1 protein-coding gene is annotated in these 282 nt (G+C 68.1%); it reads right to left on the bottom strand.

Annotation, left to right across the window (positions count from 1 at the left end):
- On the bottom strand, positions 1-282 hold a 282-nt coding region (locus tag IB266_RS30555), incomplete at both ends, for an RHS repeat domain-containing protein (protein WP_192264463.1).

Raw genomic sequence — 282 nt, 5'->3', positions numbered from 1 at the left:
CGTCGTAGCGGTAGGACGTTTCGCGGCCGTCGGCCGTGGTGACGCCGATCAGGCGGTGTTGGCTGTCGTAGCGGTAGGCGCTGACCAGGGCCTGGCCGCGGCGTTCGCGGATCAGGTTGCCGAAGGCGTCGTAGTCGTAGTGGCGGTCGCCCTCTCTCAGCAGGCGGTTGCCCTTGAGGGTGGTCGGCCCAGGGCGGTCCTGCATCAGCAGGTTGCCGGCCGGGTCGTGGCTGAAGTGTTCCGGCGGTTCGCTGTGGGAAAAGTCGATGCGGGTCAGGCGAT

The sequence above is a fragment of the Pseudomonas sp. Pdm06 genome, from assembly GCF_014851795.1.
GTDB classification, from domain to species: domain Bacteria; phylum Pseudomonadota; class Gammaproteobacteria; order Pseudomonadales; family Pseudomonadaceae; genus Aquipseudomonas; species Aquipseudomonas fluorescens_AA.
Note: the sequence above shows the minus strand (reverse complement) of the source record. Positions and strands in the feature narration are given on the sequence as shown.